Origin of the sequence: Streptomyces sp. NPDC102462, from assembly GCF_044765425.1 — a bacterium.
Taxonomy (GTDB): domain Bacteria; phylum Actinomycetota; class Actinomycetes; order Streptomycetales; family Streptomycetaceae; genus Streptomyces.
In genome coordinates this window covers 39,179-53,975 of record NZ_JBIWKB010000035.1, presented here as the reverse complement: position 1 = coordinate 53,975, position 14,797 = coordinate 39,179, and the positions used below count along the sequence as shown (strand labels likewise).

General features: G+C 72.1%; 13 protein-coding genes. 7 read left to right on the top strand and 6 right to left on the bottom strand.

Going from position 1 to position 14,797, the window contains the following annotated elements; genetic code table 11:
* The first annotated feature begins 17 nt into the window (after positions 1-17).
* A complete protein-coding gene (locus tag ACIRFL_RS27220; RefSeq protein WP_404033458.1) occupies positions 18-3,017 on the top strand; it encodes a beta-galactosidase in 3,000 nt (999 codons plus the stop codon).
* A gap of 12 nt (positions 3,018-3,029) precedes the next feature.
* Here ACIRFL_RS27220 and ACIRFL_RS27215 read toward each other — a convergent pair whose 3' ends face one another.
* From ACIRFL_RS27215 to ACIRFL_RS27205, 3 genes are all read right to left on the bottom strand, one after another.
* Entirely contained in the window at positions 3,030-3,224 is a 195-nt protein-coding gene (locus ACIRFL_RS27215) for an FxLD family lanthipeptide (RefSeq protein ID WP_404033456.1), read from the bottom strand.
* Positions 3,225-3,290: 66 nt separating this feature from the next.
* Positions 3,291-4,520 (bottom strand): methyltransferase, FxLD system, encoded by a 1,230-nt coding sequence (gene fxlM / locus ACIRFL_RS27210; protein ID WP_404033454.1) that lies wholly within the window; start codon positions 4,518-4,520, stop codon positions 3,291-3,293.
* Between the two features lie 133 nt (positions 4,521-4,653).
* Positions 4,654-5,340 carry a hypothetical protein gene (locus tag ACIRFL_RS27205; protein ID WP_404033452.1) on the bottom strand — a complete coding sequence of 229 codons (687 nt, stop codon included), beginning with the start codon at positions 5,338-5,340 and terminating at the stop codon, positions 4,654-4,656.
* 352 nt (positions 5,341-5,692) lie between these two features.
* Here ACIRFL_RS27205 and ACIRFL_RS27200 point away from each other — a divergent pair, with 352 nt between their 5' ends.
* The 5 genes from ACIRFL_RS27200 (at position 5,693) to ACIRFL_RS27180 (ending at position 11,250) form a co-directional block, all read left to right on the top strand.
* Positions 5,693-6,949: an XRE family transcriptional regulator gene (locus ACIRFL_RS27200; protein ID WP_404033450.1), complete on the top strand. Its 1,257-nt coding sequence runs from the start codon at positions 5,693-5,695 to the stop codon at positions 6,947-6,949.
* Positions 6,946-7,524, top strand: coding sequence for a GNAT family N-acetyltransferase (locus ACIRFL_RS27195; RefSeq protein WP_404033448.1), 579 nt, complete (start codon positions 6,946-6,948; stop codon positions 7,522-7,524). The genes ACIRFL_RS27200 and ACIRFL_RS27195 overlap by 4 nt, the downstream gene beginning before the upstream one ends.
* 513 nt (positions 7,525-8,037) lie before the next feature.
* Positions 8,038-8,637, top strand: coding sequence for a toxin-antitoxin system, toxin component family protein (locus ACIRFL_RS27190; RefSeq protein ID WP_404033446.1), 600 nt, complete (start codon positions 8,038-8,040; stop codon positions 8,635-8,637).
* Complete coding sequence (locus tag ACIRFL_RS27185; RefSeq protein WP_404033444.1) at positions 8,634-9,860, top strand: MAB_1171c family putative transporter; 1,227 nt, start codon at positions 8,634-8,636, stop codon at positions 9,858-9,860. The genes ACIRFL_RS27190 and ACIRFL_RS27185 overlap by 4 nt, the downstream gene beginning before the upstream one ends.
* Positions 9,853-11,250 (top strand): FAD-dependent oxidoreductase, encoded by a 1,398-nt coding sequence (locus ACIRFL_RS27180; RefSeq protein ID WP_404033442.1) that lies wholly within the window; start codon positions 9,853-9,855, stop codon positions 11,248-11,250. The genes ACIRFL_RS27185 and ACIRFL_RS27180 overlap by 8 nt, the downstream gene beginning before the upstream one ends.
* Before the next feature lie 121 nt (positions 11,251-11,371).
* Here ACIRFL_RS27180 and ACIRFL_RS27175 read toward each other — a convergent pair whose 3' ends face one another.
* Both ACIRFL_RS27175 and ACIRFL_RS27170 read right to left on the bottom strand, forming a co-directional pair.
* Positions 11,372-12,217, bottom strand: a complete 846-nt coding sequence (locus ACIRFL_RS27175; protein WP_404033440.1) for an SMP-30/gluconolactonase/LRE family protein — start codon at positions 12,215-12,217, stop codon at positions 11,372-11,374.
* Positions 12,214-12,987 carry an IclR family transcriptional regulator gene (locus ACIRFL_RS27170; RefSeq protein WP_404033438.1) on the bottom strand — a complete coding sequence of 258 codons (774 nt, stop codon included), beginning with the start codon at positions 12,985-12,987 and terminating at the stop codon, positions 12,214-12,216. The genes ACIRFL_RS27175 and ACIRFL_RS27170 overlap by 4 nt, the downstream gene beginning before the upstream one ends.
* Positions 12,988-13,112: 125 nt before the next feature.
* Here ACIRFL_RS27170 and ACIRFL_RS27165 point away from each other — a divergent pair, with 125 nt between their 5' ends.
* Complete coding sequence (locus tag ACIRFL_RS27165; protein ID WP_404033436.1) at positions 13,113-13,721, top strand: hypothetical protein; 609 nt, start codon at positions 13,113-13,115, stop codon at positions 13,719-13,721.
* A gap of 85 nt (positions 13,722-13,806) precedes the next feature.
* Here the strand turns inward: ACIRFL_RS27165 and ACIRFL_RS27160 are convergent, their stop codons facing one another.
* Positions 13,807-14,679 (bottom strand): RimK family alpha-L-glutamate ligase, encoded by an 873-nt coding sequence (locus ACIRFL_RS27160; RefSeq protein WP_404033434.1) that lies wholly within the window; start codon positions 14,677-14,679, stop codon positions 13,807-13,809.
* Between the last annotated feature and the right edge of the window lie 118 nt (positions 14,680-14,797).

Sequence of the window (14,797 nt, the reverse complement as noted above, 5' to 3'; positions counted from 1 at the left end):
CGCCCGGAAGGAACCCCTTGGCGCTCAGCAGACGTACCTTCAGTGCCCTCGCGGGCTCCGCCGCGCTCGGCTTCGCCCTGGGCGGCAGCGGCGGCCCGGGGGCGCTCTCGGCGTACGCGGCGCGCAGTGTGCCGACCGGCCCGGCGCCGGCCCCGCCGAGCGCGGACCGGCGCCGGCACACGGTCGGCTACGACCGGCACTCCCTGCTCGTGGACGGCAGACGGCTCGTGGTCTGGTCCGGTGAGATGCACCCGTTCCGGCTGCCGAGCCCGTCCCTGTGGCGGGACGTGCTGCAGAAGATGCGGGCGCACGGCCACAACACGGTGAGCGTCCCCGTCGCCTGGAACCACCACTCGACCGCCCCCGGGCGCTACGACTTCAGCGGCGTCCGCGACCTGGACCTGTTCCTGCGTACGGCCGCCGAGACCGGGCTGTACGTCATCCTGCGCCCCGGCCCGTACATCGACGCGGAGGTGGACGCCGGCGGCTTCCCCGGCTGGCTCGCGGTCACCGGGGGAACGGCGCGTACCGCCGATCCCGCCTATCTGGCGCATGTCGACGAGTGGTTCACGGCGGTGAACCGGATCGCCCGCCGGCACCAGTTCACCGACGGCGGCGGCACGGTCCTGCTGTACCAGATCGAGCACGAGTACGACGCCCGCGCGGACGAGCCGACCGCCCGGGCGTACATGTCCCACCTGTACCGGAAGGTGCGGGCGGACGGCATCGACGTACCGCTGTTCCACAACGACAGGGGCCCGAGCGCCCACTGGGTGGCGGGGTCGTTCGACACCGGCGGGGACAAGGGCGGCTGGCTGTACGGCTTCGACGACTTCGCCGAGCCGTCCCGGACCCCGCAGGATCGGGGGCGGTTCGGCACCGGCGGCAGGGCGGCCGGCGCCGGTGCGAGCCCGCGCACGCCGGGTTTCGTCGCGGGGTTCGGCGACGGCCGGTACGACCCGTGGGGCGGGGCCGCCTTCGACGGCAAGGGGTACGCCGAGGCGCGGCGCACCCGGGACGCGGCCTTCGAACGCCGCTTCCACCTCACGAACGTGGCCAACGGCCTGACCCTGCACAACGTCCGCATGGCGTTCGGCGGCACCTCGTGGGGCTGGCTGCCCGCGCCGGTCGTCTACACGTCGTACGACTACGGGGCGGCCATCGACGAGGCCCGCAACGTCACCCCCAAGATCGCCCCGATGCACCAGCTGGGTCATCTCCTGCAACGGGTGCCGGACTTCGCCAAGCTGGACCGGGCGGCGGACGTGACGGCGAAGGGCCTCAAGGTCTACCACCTCACCAACCCGGACACCGGGTCCCATGTGTATGTGGCGCGCAACGACGGCGCCGAGGCGGTCACCTCGGCGCTGCCGACCGCGGCGGGCGGCGTGGAGGTCACCGTCCCGGCCCGGGACGCCCGGCTGGTGACCACCGGACTCTCCCTCGGCAGACGGACCTTGCGGTACAGCACCGTCCCGCCCATGTTCCGGCTCACCGCCGGCCGCCTGGACATCGCGCTGTTCACCGGGCCGCGCGGTGAGATGGCCCGCCTGGTGCTGGACTGCCCGAGCGAGCCGCTGGTCAACCGCCTGGACCCGGAGGGCGCCTGGGTGTACGAGCAGGGCGCCCTGCATGTGTCCGTGCCGCTCGGCGAGGGCGGGCTCACCCGGGTGATGGTCGAGCACGGCGAGAGCGAGACGCCGCTGCTGCTGCTGTTCGCCGACGAGGCGACCGCGGTGCGGCTGTTTCCGTACGACACCCCGTCCGGGACGGTGCTGGTGTACGGCCCCGCGCTGCTGCGCGAGGCCGTCCTGGACGGCTCCACGGTCCGGCTGACCGGCGACACCGTCCAGGAGACCGGTCTTGAGGTGTGGGGGCCGCGCGGGATCGACGCCGTGGAGTGGAACGGGCGCCCGGTGAGCACGCGCGTCACGCTGTCCGGCAGCCTGACGGCCGAGGCGCTGCTGCCGGGGGTGCCGGACGTCACGCTGCCCGCGCTGGGCGGCTGGCGCCGGGCGGCGGAGAACCCCGAGTCCGCGCCGGGCTTCGACGACTCGGCGTGGCGGGTGGCCGACAAGCGGACGTCGCACAGCACGACACCGGTGCCGAAGGGCGGCCCTGTCCTGTTCGCCGACGACTACGGCTTCCACTACGGCGACGTCTGGTACCGGGGGCACCTGACCGGCGCGGCCGGTCTGGAGAAGGTGACCCTCGGCTACAGCACCGGCACCCAGGGCATGCTGATGGCCTGGCTGGACGGCGAGCCGCTGGGGGTGCACCGGATGCCGGTGCCGGACGAGGGCACGTCCGGCCGGGGCACCTGGACGGACACGGCGGTGTTCGCCCTGTCCGCGCTGCCCCGCCACCGGCGCGAGCGGCTGCGCCGCGGCCTTGCGGCGCCCGGCGGGCATGTGCTGTCCGTACTGGTCCGGCGCATGCAGCACGACCGGGACGGCGGGGCCGCTGACACGCACAAGGCGGCGCGCGGGCTGACCGGGGCCGGCTTCGAGGGGGCCGCGCCGACGGTGCGGTGGCGCATCCAGGGTGCGCTCGCGCCGGACGCGGCGCGCGGGCCGATGAACAACGGCGGACTGTACGGGGAGCGGGAGGGCTGGCATCTGCCGGGGTTCGCGGACGGCGGCTGGCGTCCGGTCGAACTGCCGTACCGCGGCCGGGAGCAGGGCGTGGCCTGGTACCGGACCACGTTCCGGCTGACGGTGCCCGGCGGCGTCGACGCCTCGGTCGGACTTGTCCTGGACGACGATCCGGCCCGCGCCTACCGGGTGCAGGTCTTCCTGAACGGCTGGAATCTGGGCCAGTACATCAACGACGTGGGCCCGCAGCACACCTTCGTGCTGCCGAACGGCATCCTGAACACCCGTGGCACCAACACCCTGGCCCTGGCCGTGCTGTCCGACGGCACCACGGAGTCGGGACCGGGCGAGGCACGGCTGACCCTCCTGGGCAGCGCGTCCGGCGGCGTCCCGGTGACCCAGGTGGCCTCCCCGGGCCGCTGAGGTTCAGGTACGTCAGCTGCCGATGCAGGTGCTGTTGGAGCAGGCGGACTGGCAGGTGGAGCCGCAGCCGTCGCCCGTGTCGTTCAGCAGTGCGCCGACGATCGGGGCGGAGGCAACGGTCTCGGTGTTGAGGTCGAAGTCCGAGTCTCCATCGACCGTGAAGTCCGTGGCGGCCTTCAGGAGGGTGCCGTTGATCTGCGGTGCCATCTCGTTCTCCTCGCTACAGAGGGTGGGTGGATGTGCGTTGCTGACCTGGTCGGGACACTGGAGGCGTCACGGCCAGGCGATCGTGACCCGCGTGTGCGGCCGGTCGATGATTCGGCCCGCGGGAAGCTGGTCGTCCGGCGTTCCGGCCGGGTAGACCTCGATGCGCGCCCTGTCCTCGCGGTGACCGCGGTCCCAGGACTGGATCTCCCGGACCAAGCGCTCGGCGACCCTCTGTCCCTGGGGACCGTGGCCGATCGCGCCCAGCTCGAACCGGTCAGGGTCGTCGGTGGCGCGGACGGTCCGGTAGGCGAGGCTGCCGCCGTCGACGAGGGTCGGCACGCCGAGCGGTGAGGCGGAGGCGACCAGGCCGCGCTGCCGGGCAGCGGGCTTCGCGGCCATCAGGGGGAGGTTGTCCAGGGCGGTCGTCAGCCACAGGTCCAGGTGCTCGTTGGACTCGTCGCCCGCAAGGGTCACGCCAGACCAGGCCGTGGTGCGGAGCGTTTGCAGGGCGGCGCTCAGGGCTTCGGTGTCGGGTTCGGGGTGGCCGTCCAGGCGCAGGCCGATCTCTTCGCCCTCGGTGTCGTGGATGAGGGCCACGCGCATGCGATTCTCGCCGGCGCCCTGCATCGGTACGAAGCCGCACAGCTCGAACCCATCGCTGACCAGGCGCTCGCCGTCGCGTACGAAGGCGATGGTCCGGGTCATGCCGCGCATGCGCAGCGGGACGACGAGCCGGCCGCCTTCGGTGAGCTGGTGGATCCAGGCGGGCGGGATGTCGGCGGCCTGCACGGTGACGATGATCCGGTCGTACGGGGCGTGCGCACCTTCGCCGTTCTCGGCGTCGGCGGTGATGACGGTGACGTTCCGGTAGCCGGTCGTCTTCAGGAAGTCCTTCGCGCGCTGGGTGACCTCGGGGTCGATGTCCATCGTGACAACGTGGCCCTGATCACCCACCAGCTCGGCGAGGTAGGCGGCGTTCACACCGCCGGAGCCGATCTCCAGGACGCTCATCCCCGACTGGATGTCGGCCTGTTCGATCTGCATGGCCTGGATACGCGGGGCCGACACCGAGCTGATGTGTGTGCCGTCGGCACCGGTCTTGGTGATCGCGGCCTGTTCGGGCTCGTAGACCTTGGCCATGTCCTCACCGGGCGTGGCCAGGTGGCGGGGAACCGAGCGGAATGCAGCCACGACGCGGGCGCTGCGCGCGGCGCCGCGTGCGACAAGCCGCTCCACCATCTTGTTGCGCAACTCCCGCTCGGAGGCAGAGGGCCTGTTGCTGTTGTCAGTCATCATGCTGGGGACGCTATCCACGAACGATCTCCTTCTCGGCGCCTGCGTGCCGAGGCGGTTGGGGAGTGATGTTGACGCAGGCCGACGGGCCGGGGCGTGACAGACCTGCCTCGGGGCGGCATGGGCTATGCGGCCGTCAGGCGACCGCCGTCAGCTCCGCGACCCGGGTGAACTCCTCCTCCAGGCGGTCGCGTCCGAGGGCTGCGAACTCGCGGTCCAGGTCCGCCGGTGTCACCCCGCGCAACTCCACCATCGTGCGAGCGGCACGGACCCACGGAGCCCACTCCGACCCGTACTTCACCTGCTCCATGTGGCACCCCGGGATCGGCTGAAGCGTCACGGGGTGATGAATCGGACCGACGACACCCCACGCGGGCACACGCCTCGCCCACGCCGCCACGAACCGCCCACCCCGCAGGGCATGACAGAGCTGGATGGAGATCCCGGCACACGGCACGCACACAGGCGGGCTCGTCGTGCGTTCCCCTTCGCGCACCGCGCCGCAGGAGTCCCGGAGGAGAAAGAGGTGGGGGCCGTGGGGGTCGGTCGGCGTGCGGGAGCAGACTTGGCACATCATGTTCAGCATGGCCCGGCGCTGCCGATAGGGGTGGACGTTGCGGAGCTGTGGGCTGCCCCTGCGTTGCTTCGGTCGGAGGGCGTAGCGGGCCCAGAGCACGCCGAAACTGTCGCGGTCGTACGGCGTCTCATCCACGTACGCGATCCCCGGGGCCACGCGGCGGCGGGTGATCGGACACTTCAGGAGCCGTTCCTCACTCCATCCGGCGATGTAGGGAATGACGCCTGGCGGTGCCGGAGGCAACACGATCGAGAACCTTCCTGTTCGAGACGAGAGAGTGACGCCCCGGCACACCGCGGGGCATCACGGGGTCGGGTGTGCCGGGCCGGGCCCGTCGGCCCCCGCGGGGGAGAGTCGGGTGCGGGAAGCCGGCGGGCGCCGGGTGGCTCCGGTCGCCCCCTGGGGCGCGGGCGACCGGAGCCGGTCAGGGGACGAGCCCGTTGCACCGGCCGGGGATGGCAGTCGGCGCGATGCGTGTCCAGTCCAACGGAAAGGAGCCCGTAAAGGGCAGGAAAAACGCGGGGTTGATGGTCGTGGCCGACCGGAAATTTCCGGTCGCCAGGTTCGCCGAGCATCACCGCAGAGCTACGGTGAGTAGGTGACCGGAAATTTCCGTCTCAAGACCGCGATGGCGGAACGAGGCTTTCAGCAAGCCGAGTTGGCCCAGGCCGTCAATGCCCAGTTACTGGCCGCAGGCGAGCGGGACAGCGTAGGAGAGCGCACCGTACGGACGTGGCTGACCGGAAGAACCACCTGGCCTCACCGTGCGAAGCGCAACGCCTTGGAGGCAGTATTTCGGTGCACCATCGAGACCCTTGGGTTCTACCCGCCAGGATCGCCAGCACCGCCGCAGGAGGACCCCGAAGTGATCCGCCGACGCTTTCTGGCCGACGCCGGAGGCACCGCCGCCGCTGCCATGCCCCTCGTTTCCGTTCGTCCGTCCAGCGTCGGCACCTCGGAGGTGATCCGACTTCGCGACAGCATCGAGAGGCTCATCGCCCTCGACGATGAACGCGGAGGACACACCACCCTCGAACGAGCTGCTCTGGCGGGAGCTGCCGAAGCCCTGGACCTGCAACAGCGGTCCACCACCCAGCGCGTACGAGCGCGCCTGTTCGCCCTCGCCTCAGACTTCACCTCAACCGCCGCATGGTCCCTGATCGACGCCGGCCAGCTCGACGGCGCCAGCCGACACCTCGACCGCGCCCTGACCCTGGCGGTCATGGTCCAGGACCCCGAAATGACCATGAAGGTCTGGAATCTGCGCGCGATGCTCGCCCGCCAACAGAAGGACTTCGGCGAAGCCGTGGCCGCCGCGCAGGCCGCGCAGGCCACATGGGCCGCACGCCGCAGCCCCCTGCACGCCTCACTCGCCCACGCCCGAACCGCCGTCGGACTCGCCAACGCCGGAGACCGGCGCGCGGCTCTGCGCTCCCTCGGCCGCGCCGAGGACGCCATGGCAAAGGCCGACACCACAGCGCCGCGGCCTGCCTGGATCGCCTTCTACAGCCCCGCGGAGCTGCACTCCCTCACGGCGATCGTCCGTGACAGGGTCGGCGACCCGGCAGAAGCCGAAGCCGCCTCCTACAGGGCACTCGCCGCGCTGCCCGAGACCTACCGCCGCAACCGCGCGCACACCACTGCCCGCCTCGCGCTCTCGCAGCTCCATCAAGGCGACGTCGAGCAGGCATGCGACACCGGCGCAGAGGTCTTCGAGATCATGGCCGGGGACCCGCTTCCCGGCCGCATGCGTCAACTCCTCGGCGACTTCCACCGCGACCTGATCACCCTTGCCCCTCCCCGCATCGCGCACGAGTGGGCCGACCGCTACCGGAGCGAATGGAGCACTGCATGACCACGGCCACCGTTGAACTCCGCCGCTTCGGCCACGACGACCTGCCGAAGATCCGGCAGACCCTCCTCGACATCCACGCCGACGCCTACGCGGATGAGATGGACGACGAGTTCAACCAGCGGTTCCCCTGGTTCGTCGACCACTGGGGCAAACACCCCGGCTTCTCCTGCGTGATCGGCTACGAAGGCGCCGAGCCGGCCGGCTTCGCCTACGGGGCCCCCGCAACCCCGGGCCGCGAATGGTGGCGCGAACACCTGAAGGTCGCGCCGACGGACGACTCGACGTTCGCGTTTTCCGAACTGATGGTCCGCCACAAGTGGCGCAAGACCGGAACCGCCGCACGGCTCCATGAAGCGTTGCTCGCCGACCGCCCCGAGGCCCTTGTCGTGCTCCTCGTCGACCCCGACCACCCCAAGGTGCAAGCGCTCTATGAAACATGGGGGTACCGGAAGGTCGGGAACCGTCAGCCCTTCCCTGACTCCCCGAACTTCGCAGTCATGCTTCGCGACCTGCGCGCCTCCCAGACAGATCGGAACGGACCAGCCTCACGGCCAGGTGACGCCTGCCCTCAATGACGTCAACGAACCACGTTCGCCCTCGCCTCGCGCGCCCTCGACACCGGTCTGACGTACCGGTCCGGGCGGATCGTGGAGCGGGCCCGCGCCGTACGCCGTACCCTCACAACCGTCTCACCGACGTGTCGTGCATCGCCGACGGTCCGGCCGGACGCGCGCCAGCCGCTGACCGGGCAAGAGCCGCGCGAGCAGCGCGTCGAGGTCGGACGCGTCCATACGGGTCAGATGGAAGGGCCCCGCCCCCGGAGAGGTGTGCCGACGCCGTCAGCCATGTGACCGCGCTCTGTCCCGAAAGTCCATCGCACACCCTGGGCTGGGGTATTACGACGACCGCCAGAACGCGGGGATCGCACGGGGACACTTCGGGAACGTTTGAGGCCGGGGCCCTTTCGCGGTGCGGCGGAATCCGCGATCGTTCCAGGTTGAACCACGCTCGTTCGATTGACTGACGCGGACGCATCAGGACGCGTAATCTCGGACGAGCCGCCGTCCGGCGGTGTGAAGGGGGAGGCGATGGACATCGCGGGCGCGCGGCAGCGGGCGGCCCGGATCGCCACGCGGCTGCGGAGCCTTCGGCCCGGCTCGGCCCAGCGCACGCTCGCCGCCGCTCTGGCCCGAGCGGTGCGCGCCAGACCCCGTCCCCCCTACGACATCGGCGAGTTGTGCCGGGCCCTGTGCGAGGAGATGAGCGCACGGCGCGGCGGCAGGCCCGTCGAGCTGCGCTTCGAGCGGTTCCCCGACGAGATCGAAGTCACCGGACTATGGGTGGAGTTCGCCGACTTCGACCTGGTCATCGTCGAGGAGCGCGCCGAGGCCGTGCAGCAACTCGTCATACTCGGCCATGAGTTGTGGCACATGCACGCCGGGCACCGGCACCACCGGCTGCCCGGCGCACAGGCGGCCCGTGCCCTCGCCGAGACGCCGGGGCTGCGTGACGCGGCCCTGACGGTGGCCGCGCGCAACGGCTCCCGGGAGACCGACGAGGCAGAGGCCGACGACTTCGGACACCGGCTGGCCACCCTGTGCCGTCCCTGCGTCGCCGGCACCGGCGCCGCCCCGGACCCGCTCCAGCGGTCCCTCGGCTACCGCGGCCGCCGCGGAGTACCCCGATGACCCCGCTGGCGCTGAACCCGTCGGGAATCCTCGGCGAGTTCTACATCTCCTTCTGGATCCCCACCGCGGTACTCACCGCCGCCCTGCTGATCAAGCTGCCCACGATCATCCGGCTGTGGCGGGACCCGCTGCTGCGCGCCGTCGGCGGTCTGCTGCTGCTCGCCTGCGCGGTGTTCGTCTTCGTGACCCCGTCCACGATCGCCTGGACCAACCGGGTCACCGGCGTGCCCAACATCTCGGCGCCCTGGTGCTATTCGCTGCTCACCGCGTTCTGCGGCTCCTGCCTGCTGCTGATCATCGTCTGGCGTGGCGGCCTGTCGGAACGCTCGGCCGCCACGCGCCGCGCGATGCGCTGGGTGATCCGCGCCTACTGCGGGGTGATCGTGGCCCTGTGGGTGCTCTTCGCGCTCGCCGACGCGCCCGAGGAGCGGCTGCGGGACCTGGACACGTACTACGCCACCACCCCGTTCATGCGCGAGGAGATCCTGCTCTATCTGCTCGCGCACTTCGTGGCCTGCCTCATCACGTCCAGGCTGATCTGGAACTGGGTGCGCACCGAGGGCCTGGACGCCTGGCTGCGCTGGGGACTGAAGCTGCTCGGCGCCGGCTACGTACTGAACCTGATCTTCGACGGGTCCAAGCTGACCGCCGTCGCCGCCCGCTGGTTCGGGCGCGACCTGGACTGGCTGAGCACCGACCTGGCGCCGCCGGTCGCCGCCCTGTCCGCCATCCTGATCGCGGTCGGCTTCATCCTGCCGCACGCCGGCCAGTACCTGCACGACCGCTGGCGGGTCCGGCTCGCCCACCACGAACTGCGCCCCCTGTACCAGCTGATGCGGACCGTCAGCGGCGACGGCGTGCGCTACGCCCTGCGCGCCACGCCCGAACTCAGGCTGACCCGCCGGGAGACCTTCATCCGGGACGTACTGCTGCAACTGGCCCGGCGCATCGACGTGGACCTGGGCGCGCGGGCGTACGACGCCGCCCTGGAGCTGGGCAACCCGCCCGCCCGGGCCAGGGCGCTGGCCTCCGCGGTGAGCATCCTGGACGCCGTCGGCCGGCAGCGCGCACCCGACCCGTACGACACGGCCGCCGGGCCGGACACCACCCGCCTGCTCCAGGAGATCGGAGCCGTCTCCCGAGCCCTCCGCCACCCCGACCGGATCGAGGCGGTGCGCGCGAGTGCCTCCGCCCCAGCAGAGAGCGTTCCCGCACATGAGTGATCGCAGCACCGTCGCCGTCGTCCTCGGCGGCTCCCTCGCCGGACTGCTCGCCGCCCGTGCGCTGACCTCGTTCGCCGACCGGGTCGTGGTGATCGAACGGGACACGCTGCCCGCGGGGCCCGAGCCGCGCAAGGGGCTGCCGCAGGCCCGGCATGTGCACCAGCTGTGGTCGGGCGGGGCCCGGGCGCTGGAGCGGCTGGTGCCGGGCGTCGGCGAACGGCTGCGGGCGGCCGGGGTGACCCGGCTGCCGGTGACCACGGACATGGTCGTGCTGTCGCCGCACGGCTGGTTCCGGCGCTGGGCCGAGTCGGCGTTCCTGCTGCCCGCGAGCCGCGACCTGCTGGACTGGGTGGTGCGGACCCGGATCCTCGCCGACCCGCGGATCGAACTGGTCGAACGGGCCGAGGCGCTGGGTCCTGTGGGCACCGGCACGGCCGTCACCGGGGCGCGGATCCGGGACCGGGACGGAACCGAGCGCACCCTGCCCGCCGACCTCGTCGTCGACGCCACCGGGCGCGGCTCCCGCGCACCCCGGTGGCTGGCCTCGCTCGGCCTGCCCGCGCCCGAACGGCGTGAGGTCAACCCCGGGCTGGCGTACGCGACCCGCCTGTTCCGGGCGCCGGAACAGGCACGCGACGGATTCCCGATCGTCAACGTGCAGGCGGGTCCGCGGGGCCCGCGGCCCGGGCGGGGCGGTGTCCTGATGCCGATCGAGGACGGCAGGTGGATGGTCACCCTGCATGGCTGCCGGGGCCACGAACCCACCACCGACGCCGCCGACTTCCTCCGGTACGCCCGGGAAGAGCTGCGGCACCCGATCATCGCCGAACTGCTGGCACGGGCCGAACCGCTCGGCGAGGAAGTCGCGTTCACCAGGACCACGGCCAACCGCCGGCACTACTTCGAGCGGATGCCGATGTGGCCGGAGAACTTCGTGGTGCTCGGCGACGCGGTGTGCGCGCTCAACCCGGTGTACGGGCACGGCATGTCGGTGGCGGCCCAAGGGGCGCTCGCCCTGCGCGAGGTGATGGGGCGTCACCACCTGGGCACGCCCGGGCTCGCCCGGCGCGTCCAGCGGGCGGTCAGCCGGCCCGTGCGGGCGGCCTGGGACCTGTCGACCGGGGCGGACGTCTTCTACCCGGGGGCCACCGAGACCGGACCGACGCTGCGGGAGCGGATCACTGCGGCCTACGTGGGACGGCTGCTGCACACCGCGACGGGCAACGGGCGTATCGCGCGGCGAGTGACGGACGTGACCTCGCTTGAGCGTGGCTCGGGGGTGCTACTGGCTCCCAGCGTGGTGGCTGCGGCGGCGGTGGGTCCTTTGAAACCGGCGTTGGGCTTGCCGCCCCTGACAGCCGAGGAGTTGAAAAAGGTCGGCCTTCGCTGAGGGGGGCGTGATGCGTTGTCGGTCGTCTGCGGGTTCGTTGTGGTTGCTCGCGCCCACGTGGCGGAGCCGCATATTGATACAGCCCCGCGCCCCTGACGGGGCGCTGCCCCTCGGCTTCGTTTTAACCGGTGAACGGGGGTTGAGGGAGGCCCTTGCCTGCTGTGGGGATCACCAGGAGTGAACCCGACAGGGGGTGGGGGGTGTTCAGGCCCGTGCGGGCTGTGGTGATGTACAGGTCGGTGAGGTCCGTGCCGCCGAAGGCGCACGCCGTGGGGCGTGCCGTCGGTACGGTGAGTACGCGGTCCAGGACGCCGCCGGGCGTGTAGCGGCGTACCGCCGCGCCGTCCCACAGCGCCACCCACACACAGCCGTCGGCGTCGACCGTGAGGCCGTCGGGGAAGCCGGCACCCTCCTCGATCTCGGCCAACGGGCGCCGGTTCAGGGCCTGTTCGCCGTCGAAGTCGAAGACGTCGATGCGGCGCGTGGGAGTGTCGACGTAGTACATCAGACGCCCGTCGGGGCTCCAGCCCGTGCCGTTGCTCACCGTGACGGACGGTAGGACCGTGCGGACCTCACCGGCGCCGGTGACCCGGGACAGCGTGCCGCCGCCCGCCGTCTCGTCGTAGCGCATCGTGCCTGCCCACAGCGCGCCGTCGGGCGCGACGGCGGCGTCGTTCGCGCGACGGCCCGGCACCGGCTCGTGGTGCAGCCAGCGGAAGGCGCCGTCCGGGTCCAGCAGGGCGATCCCGTCCCGGAGGTTCAGCACCATGCCGCCGCCCGCGCGCGGCTTCACGGCGCCGACGTGCTGCTCGGTCGTGCGGACCGTGCGGCGGCCGGATGCCGGATCGTAGCCGTGCACCCGCATGCCGAGGATGTCGATCCACAGCAGCCGGCCCGTCACCGGGTCCCAGGTCGGTCCCTCGCCGAGCGCCGCCTCGGCCCGCACCGCCACCTCGTACCCGGTCATGCCACGCTCCGATGTCCCAGGCGCTCCGACAGTTCGACCGCGCCCTTGGCGGCCAGGTTCTCCAGTTCGGCCAGCCGCTCGTCGCTCCAGCGGATCATGGGCACGGAGATGGACAGCGCGGCGACCACCTGGCCGGTGCGGTCGCGGACCGGGGCCGCGACACAGCTGACGTCCGGGTTGGACTCGCGGCTCTCCACGGCGATGCCGCGCTCCCGGATCCCCGCCAGTGCCGCGCGCAGCGCGCCGGGGTCCGTGATGCTGTTGGGGGTCATGGCGGCCAGCTCGGCGCCGTCCGGGATGCGCGCGGCCAGCTCCGGCTCGGGCAGCGAGGCCAGCAGCATCTTGCCGACCGAGGTGCAGTGGGCGGGCAGCCTGCGGCCGGCCGCGGACACCATGCGCACCGCGTGCGTGGAGTCGACCTTGGCGATGTAGATGACGTCCGTGCCGTCCAGGATCGCCACGTGCACGGTCTCGTCGCAGGTCTCGGCGACCGAGCGGGCGACCTGCTGGCCCTCGGCGGCCAGGTCAAGCTGCTCGGCGTAGCGGCTGCCGAGCTGGTAGGGGCGCACCCCGAGCCGGTATCGTCCGGGCTGTCCGGGTACGGGCACGATGTACTGGCGGGCGGCGAGAGTGGTGACCAGCTCGTGCACGGTGGTGCGCGGCAGCTGGAGCCTGCGCACGATGTCGGGGGCGGAGAGCGTGCCGTCCCCGTCGAGGAAGAGCTCAAGTATGTCGAGAGCCCGGGTCACGGCGGGTACGAGGCGTCCCATCCTCCGGTCCCCTCCCTTGATCAGCGCCTGTGTTCGAGATTTCAACAGGCGATCGGCATGACGAACACAGGCTAGTCATGGAGGATTGCCCCGGCAATGGGTGCGTACCGGGCCGGTGGGCGACGATGGTGCCCATGCCGTCCTCCGCCAAGCGCCCCGCCGCCCCCTTGGGCCCGCTCGACTTCCAGCTGGTGCTGCTGCGCCGCATGGCCGACCACAACCCCGACCTGGTCGAGGACGCCCGGCGCGAGCTGGGCGTGTCCCTCGCGGACATGCGCGAGGCCAACAAACGCTGGCAGGCGATGGTCCGCTCCCCCAGGCCGCGCCCGGCGGCCTCCCGGTACCGCTCGGTGCTCGGCCCGCCCGAGTCGGAGGGCAAGCGCACCATCGGCGACCTGGAGTGCGCGGTGTGGCAGTGGCCCGTCCCGCTCTGGCCCGACCTGCGCTTCGAGGTGCTGGTCGCCGGCACGGGCACGGTCTGGACCGAGTGGCTGGTCCGCGCGCCGGGCGCCGCCGCGCCGCGCCTCGCCCGCCTCGAAGACCTCACCCCCTGGTCGTGCACAGTCGACGAGGCGGCCCGCGCCTTCGCCCCGGCCCGACCGCTGGAGGGCACGGCCCCCACCCGCTGGGGCCTCGCCTTCACGGCCCCCGACGCGGGCGGCGTCCGCCGGGGGGTGGTCGCCGAGTTCACTTGGGGCTTGTTGCAACGGGTTGCCTACGGCGCCTTGGGGTGACGCGCCGGTAGCTGGTCGGGTGCGGGTGCGTTGTGGCTGGTCGCGCCCACGCGGCGGAGCCGCATATCGATACAGCCCCGCGCCCCTACGGGGCGCATTCCTTCAGGATCGTCTCCGTCACCAGGGGCAGCGATGCGGGGTGCAGGAAGAGGAACAGGTTGGGTTCTATCAGTTCCAGTTCCATGACCTGAGGGGTCCCGTCCTCGCCGTCGACCAGGTCAACGCGCGCGTAGAGCAGTTCGGGCGCGTCGGGTACGGCGGCCAGCGCGCGCTCGGCGACGGCGAGTTCGGCCGGTGTCGGCAGCCACGGCTCCAGGTCGGGGTGGGCCACCTTCTCCGCGTCGTACGCCGTGCCGGGCGCGAGCACGGCCCGCTTACGGCTGGCGTGCAGCAGCCGGCCGCCGAAGAACTGCAGGGCCCGCTCCCCGCCTACGTCGATGCCGCGGACGTAGGGCTGCACCATCGCGGTCAGCCCCTCCTCGTGCATGCGGGCCAGTTGCCGCAGCGCCGTGCCGCGCTCGCCGGGCGCATACCGCGCGGCGTACCGGGCGCCCGCGCCGAAGGTCGGCTTGACGACGAAGTCCCGGTCGTCCGGGAGTTCGGCCGCGGACCCGGGCGCGACATAACGGGTCGGCACGACGGGCACGCCCGCCGCCGCGAGGTCCCCCAGGTACCGCTTGTCGGTGTTCCAGCGCACGACGGCGGCCGGATTGGCCAGCCGTGTCGCCTTGCCGGCCCGCTCCGCCCACGCCACGAACTCCTCGGCCCGCCAGGCGTAGTCCCAGGTGGACCGGATGACGACGAGATCGAATCCGCTCCAGTCGACGCCGGGGTCGTCCCAGTGCACGGCGGCGGCCTCGGCCCCGGCGTCCGTCAGGGCGCGCAGCAGGACCGGCAGGTCGCGGTCCCGGTTCGGCTCGGTTCCGGGGTCGTAGGTGGCGAGTGCGATACGGGGCACGGCGGGCTCCCTCTGCGTACGTATGCGGCGGATGATCGGATCGCAGGCTAACCATCACGACACCGACCGCGGCAACCGATTTGACCTTCACCCTCGGTGAAGCCGCAGCATCGGTGGC

Coding starts and splice junctions, on each gene's coding strand:
- ACIRFL_RS27215 (WP_404033456.1), bottom strand. CDS start 3,224: ATGGCACCGCAGATCAACGGCACCCTCCTGAAGGCCGCCACGGACTTC.
- fxlM (WP_404033454.1), bottom strand. CDS start 4,520: ATGATGACTGACAACAGCAACAGGCCCTCTGCCTCCGAGCGGGAGTTG.
- ACIRFL_RS27195 (WP_404033448.1), top strand. CDS start 6,946: ATGACCACGGCCACCGTTGAACTCCGCCGCTTCGGCCACGACGACCTG.
- ACIRFL_RS27190 (WP_404033446.1), top strand. CDS start 8,038: ATGGACATCGCGGGCGCGCGGCAGCGGGCGGCCCGGATCGCCACGCGG.
- ACIRFL_RS27185 (WP_404033444.1), top strand. CDS start 8,634: ATGACCCCGCTGGCGCTGAACCCGTCGGGAATCCTCGGCGAGTTCTAC.
- ACIRFL_RS27180 (WP_404033442.1), top strand. CDS start 9,853: ATGAGTGATCGCAGCACCGTCGCCGTCGTCCTCGGCGGCTCCCTCGCC.
- ACIRFL_RS27175 (WP_404033440.1), bottom strand. CDS start 12,217: ATGACCGGGTACGAGGTGGCGGTGCGGGCCGAGGCGGCGCTCGGCGAG.
- ACIRFL_RS27170 (WP_404033438.1), bottom strand. CDS start 12,987: ATGGGACGCCTCGTACCCGCCGTGACCCGGGCTCTCGACATACTTGAG.
- ACIRFL_RS27165 (WP_404033436.1), top strand. CDS start 13,113: ATGGTGCCCATGCCGTCCTCCGCCAAGCGCCCCGCCGCCCCCTTGGGC.